This window comes from Microcystis sp. M53598_WE2, assembly GCF_030067735.1.
Lineage (GTDB): Bacteria > Cyanobacteriota > Cyanobacteriia > Cyanobacteriales > Microcystaceae > Microcystis > Microcystis aeruginosa.
In genome coordinates, this window is record NZ_JASJFE010000646.1 from 1 (window position 1) to 5,964 (window position 5,964).

Consider the following 5,964-nt stretch of genomic DNA (forward strand, 5'->3'; position numbering starts at 1 on the left):
ATATAGCCTGTTAAAAAATCAAGAAGATTGAACGGAACCCCAAAAAATTAAACTAGAAGCTATCAAAGAAAAGTTCCCAAATTTGAAAGAGATGCAGGAATTAAAGGAAGAATTTAGAAAGATTTATGAAACCTCGAAGAACAGGATAGAAGAACCGCTATCCATCTCGGAATGGTGGGCAAAATCGGCCAGTATATTTACCAAGAGTTGTCAAACAATCCGAAACTGGTGTGGAGAAATCATTAGTTATTTCGAGCGAAGAACAACGAAGGTCGGGTCGAGGGAATCAACAATAAACTTAAACTAATAAAACGGAGAGGCTATGGCTTGAGAAACTTTCGTAATTTTTTGGTTAGAAGTATGTTGTCTTGGCATTTTGTCTGTTAATTTAGCATAAATAGTAACGAAGAGCCAGATTTTCGATTTTTACAAGAGGTCTATACTTTTTCTAGCTCTTGTCCTGACCTCGGGATTCTATAGCCCCGTCCGTTGCCGTAAATCCCTCCGCTTGCGCTAATATTTGCAGATTGTGGGCTATGGGGGCGAAAGAATCGGCAGGATATTCGATTAAAGTGGCGGAATCGAGAAAAGTTTCCACTCCCACGGGACAACCCAAATAATCAGCCACCGCTTTTGGAGTAGTGGAACCGAGGAGAATAGTTCCCGATTGTCTCACAGAAGATAGCTTTTCCCAAGGCTCATCGATCATCAAAGATAAATGGGTGGGAGCAAAAAGATTCGATAATTTGATCGCTTTCTCCAATGATTCCACCACCACGATTAAACCATAATGAGCGATCGCTTTTTCCGTTAACAATCTCTGGGGATGTACCTGTAACTGTTTTTGCACTTCTTCCTGTACTATTAGGGCCAAAGCCTTATCCGTCGTCAATAAAATCGCTGCCGCTAGGGAATACTGTTCCGCTTGCGCTAATAGATCTAGGGCCAACTGTCTAGGATTGGCTTGACTATCGGCAATAATAACCAAATCAGAAGTAATAGAGAGATAATCGATTTTTACATGGTCAGAAACCAGTTTTTTAGCCAAATTAGTATAAAAATCACCTATTCCGGCAATCATCTCCACGGGAGCGATCGTTTTTGTGCCGTAGGCTAAAGCAGCGATCGCCTGTGGTCCAGCCACCCGATAAATCTCACTAATACCCACCGATTGGGCTGCCACTAAAATCGCCGGATGGATGCGTAAATCCTCATCGGCAGGAGATACCATGACAATCCGTTTAACCCCCGCTATTTTGGCTGGAATCGCCTGTTGGAGCAATAAACTGAGATAGGCCCGTTTCCCATCGGGAACGACAATTCCCACGCTGTTAACCGGTTGATAACGTTTCCCCCGAACCGTACCATCCTCAGGAAACTGGACCCAAGCTTTGGGAAGACGCTGACGATGAAAAGCCTCCATTTTTTCACAGGCAACGGCGATCGCATTTAATAAATCCTGCGACACCTGTTGATAAGCAGCATCGAGTTCCGAGCCACTCACCTTCAGTTGTTGTAGATTAAGGGACTGTTGGTAGAATTTTTCCGTGTAATCCACCAACGAGCGATCGCCAGAAAGTCGCACCTGCTCGACAATCTCTCGGACAAGCGATTCTTTTTCCCGAATTTCCGGATCGTCGAACCGTTCCCGAATTCGTCTCAGTTCCGTTCTGGCTGACCATGGCTCTGTGATAATTCGCAACATCGAGCTATTATCCTCTAGGGGCGAAACGAGATTAAAAAGTTTTCACTCCTCACACTCTAGCTTATCGCTTTCCATCTTGACCGGGGAGGGAGACGAAGTCGGTTAATTTAGCCGTCAGGAGTCAGGAGTCAGGAGATAGGAGTCAGGAGATTATTTTTATTTTTTCTCCCCACACCCCACACCCCACACCCCGCACCCCACACCCCACTTCCCCACTTCCCGATTTCCCCAAGGTAACAAAACCAGATATTCTACTAAATAGTCGCCTATCACACCAGCCTGATCTCGTGGTCGTCCAATGCAGTTTGCCAAGATATTAATCGCCAATCGCGGGGAAATCGCCTTAAGAATCCTTCATAGTTGCGAAGAATTGGGCATTAGAACCGTTGCCGTCCACTCTACCATCGATCGCCATGCCCTTCACGTTCAACTGGCCGATGAGAGTGTTTGTATTGGTCCGCCCCCAAGCAGCAAAAGTTACCTAAATATCCCTAATATCATCTCGGCTGCCCTAACACGCAACGCCACGGCGATCCATCCCGGTTACGGTTTTTTGGCAGAAAACGCCCGCTTTGCCGAAATTTGTGCCGATCATCAGTTAACTTTTATCGGTCCGTCTCCCAGTGCTATTCTGGCTATGGGGGATAAATCTACCGCTAAAAAAACCATGCAAAAAGCGGGAGTTCCCACTATCCCCGGCAGTGGTGGTTTAATTACCTCAGAAGCGGAAGCAAAACGTATCGCTGATGACATCGGTTATCCTGTCCTGATCAAAGCCACCGCCGGCGGTGGAGGGCGTGGGATGCGTCTTGTCAAGAGTGCAGATGAACTAGGTAATATGTTAAAAGCCGCCCAAGGGGAAGCAGAAGCGGCTTTTGGCAATTCAGGAGTATATCTAGAAAAATTTATCGAATGTCCCCGACATATCGAGTTTCAGATTTTGGCCGATAGTCACGGTAACGTGATCCATTTAGGAGAAAGAGACTGTTCGATTCAGCGACGACACCAAAAACTGCTAGAAGAGGCACCCAGCCCCTTCTTAACGCCCCATTTACGCTCAAAAATGGGTAATGCCGCCGTTAAAGCCGCTAAATCGATTAATTACGTCGGGGTGGGAACTGTGGAATTTTTAGTCGATAAACACGGCAATTTTTACTTCATGGAAATGAACACCCGTATTCAGGTGGAACACCCCGTCACGGAGATGATCACGGGGATAGACCTGATCCGAGAACAAATTCTGGTGGCACAGGGCGAAAAACTGCAAATTAAGCAAGATCAGGTGATATTTAGAGGGCATTCGATCGAGTGTCGCATTAATGCCGAGGATCCCGATCACAATTTTCGCCCTCACCCCGGCAAAATTAGCGGTTATCTGCCCCCCGGCGGTCCCGGTGTCCGCATGGATTCCCACGTTTACACCGATTACGAAATCCCCCCCTATTACGATTCCCTAATCGGTAAATTAATTGTCTGGGGAGAAAATCGCGACATAGCCATTAAACGCATGAAACGCGCCCTGCGGGAATGTGCGATCACGGGAGTACCGACGACTATTGATTTCCATCGTAAAATATTGGAAACTCCCGCCTTTTTAGCCGGAGATGTTTACACTAATTTCATCCAAGAACATCTCTTGCCCTAGCGCGTTACCATGAATTTTAGACGAGAGTAGGTTGGGGATAATAATGACAGTAGAAGTTAAATTTAACTCGTTTCAACTCAGCGATGAACAGTTCTTTCAACTTTGTCAGGATAACCGAGATTTGCGCTTGGAACGCAACCCAAAAGGAGATTTAATTATTATGCCACCGACTGGAGGAGAAACCAGCAATTCTAACGCTGGAATCACTGCCCAATTATGGTTATGGAATAACCTACATAAATTAGGTGTAGTTTTTGATTCTTCTGGAGGATTTAAACTACCGAATGGGGCCGATCGGTCTCCCGATGCTGCTTGGATACCTTTAGATAAATGGCAAGCTTTAACCCCGCAACAAAAGGAAAGATTTTTACCTCTATCTCCCGATTTTGTCATTGAATTAATGTCTCCTAGTGACAACATAGAAACCGCTAGGAAAAAAATGCAGGAATATTTAGATAATGGCACTCGTTTAGGTTGGTTAATCAATAGAAAAACTAGAGAAGTGGAAATTTATCGTCAAGGACAGGCAGTAGAAATTTTCACTAATCCAGAGAGTTTATCGGGGGAAAATATTTTATCTCAATTTGTCTTAGAACTTGATAATATTTGGTAATTCTATAATCCTATAAAAGAGAATCTATGATGACAGTAGTAGAAATTAAATTTGAATCTTGGCAACTCAGCGATGAACAGTTTTTTCAACTTTGTCAGGATAACCGAGATTTACGTTTGGAACGCAACGCAAAAGGAGATTTAATTATTATGCCACCAACCGGAGGAGAAACTGGTAATTCTAACGCTGGAATCACTGCCCAATTATGGTTATGGAATAACCTACATAAATTAGGTGTAGTTTTTGATTCCTCCACGGGGTTTAAACTACCGAATGGGGCCGATCGCTCTCCCGATGCTGCTTGGATACCTTTAGATAAATGGCAAGCTTTAACCCCACAACAAAAGGAAAGGTTTTTACCTCTATCTCCCGATTTTGTCATTGAATTAATGTCTCCTAGTGATAGCCTAGAAACCGCTAGGAAAAAAATGCAGGAATATTTAGATAATGGGACTCGTTTAGGTTGGTTAATCAATAGAAAAACTAGAGAAGTGGAAATTTATCGTCAAGGACAGGCAGTAGAAATTTTCACTAATCCAGAGAGTTTATCGGGGGAAAATATGCTGCCAGAATTTAGTTTAAATCTTACTTTGATTTGGTAAATCAGAGGTAGTGATTGCCGTTTAAAGCTTGGCTTTGTTAGGCATTGTATTCATCGATAAAATACCGAATTCATTTTTAAGGAAGATAGTCATAATCAAGGATTTCTGCAAGGGTGAAGGGTGATTCAATCGGGAATAAATCAGCAGCAAGTTGATACTTTCTGAAAGTATCTTCTCTGGCTGCTAGGTAACAATCTATCCAGATTTCAGGAATCAATCTTCTCAGACTTGGACTCTCTCTTAATAAGCGTTGAACTTGTCGGCGTTGTTCAACAACTGTGCTGCGCCACCCCTGAGCATTTGTTTCCTTTTCAGTTAGCCAGTAAGTCAATTTAAGCAGATGTTCGGCAATGACGGTTAAGCGACTTTCTAGTTCTCGTTTTTCACTCCTGCCCATCGTTTCAATTTCTTCGATTAAATTTTCTAAGTCTAATTTTTCAAAACGATGTTCTTTGAGTAAATTAGCGGTTTCTTGTAACCATCCGTAGAAATCTTCTTGATAAAGACTTTTACCTGACGAGACTAAAGACTTTTCGATGCTCATTTGATGATGACCCAAAAATATAATAGAGCAATCGGCGATTCTTACCACTGTTGCCTCTTGCCTGTTGCCTCTTGCCTGACTTCTGCCAGAAGTCTAATATCGCAGGATTACTCCCGAAAACATCAGAGCTTTAAATTTAAGCTAAAATTGGGTAAAACATCTTCACCCGACAAATCAGTGGGATTTTCTAAGATCTCCACTTCCTTTCCTTGACGATAAATTTCAACTTGCCGATTCTGCGGATCGATTAACCAGCCTAACCTTGCGCCATTTTCCCTATATTCGAGCAGTTTTTTCTGTAATTTGTCAAGACTATCAGATTCAGAGCGCAATTCCACCACAAAATCGGGACAGAGGGGAATAAATCCCTTTTTCTGCTTAGGGGTTAAAGATTCCCAGCGTTCTCGACTCACCCAAGATAGATCAGGAGAACGAATCGCCCCATTTGGCAGTATAAATCCAGTGGAAGAGTCAAACCCGACTCCTAAAGCTTCATTTTCTTCGCACCAGCGAAACAATTGTCCTGTTATACGAAAATTTCGCTGTCCTGATTCGCCACCTGTCGGGGGATTCACGATTAATTCTCCTTGGGCTGTACGTTCTAATTTTAAGTCCCGGTTGACCACCGCAAGGGCTTCAAACTGTTCAAGGGTGATAGAGAGAGCGATCGCGCTAGGAATTTCTAAGGAGAGGGTTTCGGGTGAGGTAGTAACTGCTAACATAATCCTTTGATCAGGTGGAACTTACATATACTATTAAAGATTATTTGTCAAGTTTTTGCTCAGACTTCTTGAGCTTGCGCTGACCAAATTCCCGATTTTTTGGGGAAGCTTCCACCTCGATCGGGCGGGTTCA

General features: G+C 43.5%; 6 protein-coding genes and 1 pseudogene. 4 read left to right on the plus strand and 3 right to left on the minus strand.

The genetic code is table 11. From position 1 onward, the window contains the following. The first annotated feature begins 91 nt into the window (after nt 1-91). Nucleotides 92-387 (plus strand): annotated as a pseudogene (locus PX636_RS13095) (transposase). Between the two features lie 61 nt (nt 388-448). Here the strand turns inward: PX636_RS13095 and hisD are convergent. Next, nucleotides 449-1,705 (minus strand): histidinol dehydrogenase, encoded by a 1,257-nt coding sequence (gene hisD, locus PX636_RS13100; protein ID WP_002798756.1) that lies wholly within the window; start codon nt 1,703-1,705, stop codon nt 449-451. Nucleotides 1,706-2,003: 298 nt separating this feature from the next. Between hisD and accC the strand changes: the two genes are divergently transcribed. From accC to PX636_RS13115, 3 genes are read left to right on the plus strand one after another with little or no spacing between them, the layout of a single operon-like run. Continuing rightward, the gene (gene accC, locus PX636_RS13105; protein ID WP_288117523.1) at nt 2,004-3,350 is read left to right on the plus strand and encodes an acetyl-CoA carboxylase biotin carboxylase subunit; all 1,347 of its coding nucleotides are present in this window, start codon (nt 2,004-2,006) and stop codon (nt 3,348-3,350) included. A 43-nt stretch (nt 3,351-3,393) separates the two neighbouring features. Then, nucleotides 3,394-3,963, plus strand: a complete 570-nt coding sequence (locus PX636_RS13110) for a Uma2 family endonuclease (protein ID WP_288117525.1) — start codon at nt 3,394-3,396, stop codon at nt 3,961-3,963. Between the two features lie 26 nt (nt 3,964-3,989). Then, nucleotides 3,990-4,565: a Uma2 family endonuclease gene (locus PX636_RS13115; RefSeq protein WP_288117527.1), complete on the plus strand. Its 576-nt coding sequence runs from the start codon at nt 3,990-3,992 to the stop codon at nt 4,563-4,565. Between the two features lie 76 nt (nt 4,566-4,641). On the opposite strand, the gene PX636_RS13120 is transcribed toward PX636_RS13115, so the two are convergent. Together PX636_RS13120 and PX636_RS13125 are read right to left on the minus strand one after the other, a co-directional pair. Further along, nucleotides 4,642-5,109, minus strand: a complete 468-nt coding sequence (locus PX636_RS13120; RefSeq protein WP_044035021.1) for a DUF29 domain-containing protein — start codon at nt 5,107-5,109, stop codon at nt 4,642-4,644. A gap of 122 nt (nt 5,110-5,231) precedes the next feature. Beyond that, nucleotides 5,232-5,831, minus strand: coding sequence for a Uma2 family endonuclease (locus tag PX636_RS13125; RefSeq protein ID WP_110579428.1), 600 nt, complete (start codon nt 5,829-5,831; stop codon nt 5,232-5,234). Nucleotides 5,832-5,964: the final 133 nt, after the last annotated feature.

Bases quoted from the DNA above. Each gene is read 5' to 3' on its own strand.
- hisD (WP_002798756.1), bottom strand. From the start codon at position 1,705: ATGTTGCGAATTATCACAGAGCCATGGTCAGCCAGAACGGAACTGAGA.
- accC (WP_288117523.1), top strand. From the start codon at position 2,004: ATGCAGTTTGCCAAGATATTAATCGCCAATCGCGGGGAAATCGCCTTA.
- PX636_RS13110 (WP_288117525.1), top strand. From the start codon at position 3,394: ATGACAGTAGAAGTTAAATTTAACTCGTTTCAACTCAGCGATGAACAG.
- PX636_RS13115 (WP_288117527.1), top strand. From the start codon at position 3,990: ATGATGACAGTAGTAGAAATTAAATTTGAATCTTGGCAACTCAGCGAT.
- PX636_RS13120 (WP_044035021.1), bottom strand. From the start codon at position 5,109: ATGAGCATCGAAAAGTCTTTAGTCTCGTCAGGTAAAAGTCTTTATCAA.
- PX636_RS13125 (WP_110579428.1), bottom strand. From the start codon at position 5,831: ATGTTAGCAGTTACTACCTCACCCGAAACCCTCTCCTTAGAAATTCCT.